Source organism: Nocardia gipuzkoensis, assembly GCF_021183645.1.
GTDB classification, from domain to species: domain Bacteria; phylum Actinomycetota; class Actinomycetes; order Mycobacteriales; family Mycobacteriaceae; genus Nocardia; species Nocardia abscessus.
The window spans coordinates 1,616,584-1,617,935 of sequence record NZ_CP089225.1; the positions used below are offsets into that span (position 1 = coordinate 1,616,584).

The following is a 1,352-nucleotide window of genomic DNA, read 5'->3' on the forward strand; positions in this document are numbered from 1 at the left end:
CTGTTCGCGGTCCATCCTGGCACAACGCCGGTTCGAGCGCGGTCCACGTCAGGGCTCCTGCCGCAGGCCGAGCAGCGGCAGGTCCAGCTCGCGATTCTCCGAACGTTCGTTCCACGCGGTGTAGGCCAGGGCGGTGGGGGCGTCGATGCCGAACCCGTCGCGCAAACCGGTGACAACCATGTCGGCCAGCCGCCGGTAACCGGCCGAGGGGCTCGGCCAGGGCAGTTCTGTCCACCAGTTGTCGTGGCTCGCATCGCGTTCCCGCCAGCCCGCATCGGCGATCACCGCGCGGCCCGCGGTGCCGGCGCGCAAGGCGGGGTCGAGCCATTCGTCATCCACCAACTCGGCCGAGAGAAGGTCGTCGAGCTGGAGGAATTGGGCATACCGCCGCCGCGGCCCCGTCTCGGATTCGACCAGCTTGACGATGGATCCGGCGCGCAGTGCGGCAAGTTCCGCGGCCAGCCCCGCGGCGAAGTCTTCCCACCCGGTCAACTCTGCTCCTGGTCCTCCAGCTCGATGGCCTGGTCGTGCAATGCGAGCCAGGAGTTGGCCACCAGGGACAGCTGCACCGAGCGGCCCAGATCCTCCAGCACCAAAGTTGCCTCCGGACCCGCCCAACGGACTTCGGCGGTGGCGCCGGGAATCCGGGCGGTGGGGGCATCGAGAGCGCCGGTCAACGCGGCGACCATCGCGGCGAAGGTGTCCCGCGAGCGTGCCCGGCCTTCCGCGTCGTCCGGGGCGAAATCGGTCACCCGCACCTTGACGTCCACGATCAGGCCCTCGCGCCCGTGGATCTTGCCGCTGCCCATCCCGAAACCGACGTCCAGCAGTGCCCGATCCGAATGGGCGGTCAGCACCTTCCAGCCGAACGACTCCGCCAGCCGGGGTAGCGCGTCCATCGGCTGGGAGCCGTCGAGCGAACGCAGGCCCCTCGCCAAGGCGACGATTTCGCTGTCGGTCAACGCGCGCCATTCCGTCATGCGCCCACCCTAGGCCGTGACATCGGCGACCACCGGATGATCACCGCGCCGACCGGCGACGATCGAGCTCCTCGATCTTGCGGGCCAGCGCCTCTTTGCGCTCGCGGGCATTGGAGCCGTCGAGCTGGCCGGCGAAGGCCGCGCGGGCCGCGTCGACCAGCGCGTCCGGCACGTCGGGATACGCGCGGGCGATCGCCCACAGCGCGTCCTCGGTCTTCATGTCGAGGCCGGTCTCGGTGTGGATGCCACCGCCGGTCAGCACCGAGCGCAGCATTTCGTCGAAGTTCTGCCGCAGTTCGTCGTCGGTCGGATAGTCGATCCGCATCATTCCTCCTCGCGTTGATGATTACTCGTTCGCATCGTCGGCTCCGA

Annotated in this window: 3 protein-coding genes; all 3 read right to left on the reverse strand. The window is 69.2% G+C overall.

Annotated features, from left to right (window positions below):
• Positions 1-48: 48 nt before the first annotated feature.
• Genes LTT66_RS07525 through LTT66_RS07535 form a run of 3 tightly spaced genes read right to left on the reverse strand, consistent with a single transcriptional unit; the run spans position 49 to position 1,308 of the window.
• On the reverse strand, positions 49-492 hold the full coding sequence (locus LTT66_RS07525) for a TY-Chap domain-containing protein (protein ID WP_233065477.1): 444 nt from the start codon (positions 490-492) through the stop codon (positions 49-51).
• Positions 489-980 (reverse strand): DUF6301 family protein, encoded by a 492-nt coding sequence (locus LTT66_RS07530; protein ID WP_233065479.1) that lies wholly within the window; start codon positions 978-980, stop codon positions 489-491. Before LTT66_RS07530 ends, LTT66_RS07525 begins: the two co-directional genes overlap by 4 nt.
• 40 nt (positions 981-1,020) lie before the next feature.
• A complete protein-coding gene (locus LTT66_RS07535; protein ID WP_228820422.1) occupies positions 1,021-1,308 on the reverse strand; it encodes a hypothetical protein in 288 nt (95 codons plus the stop codon).
• Between the last annotated feature and the right edge of the window lie 44 nt (positions 1,309-1,352).

Coding starts and splice junctions, on each gene's coding strand:
- LTT66_RS07530 (WP_233065479.1), bottom strand. CDS start 980: ATGACGGAATGGCGCGCGTTGACCGACAGCGAAATCGTCGCCTTGGCG.
- LTT66_RS07535 (WP_228820422.1), bottom strand. CDS start 1,308: ATGATGCGGATCGACTATCCGACCGACGACGAACTGCGGCAGAACTTC.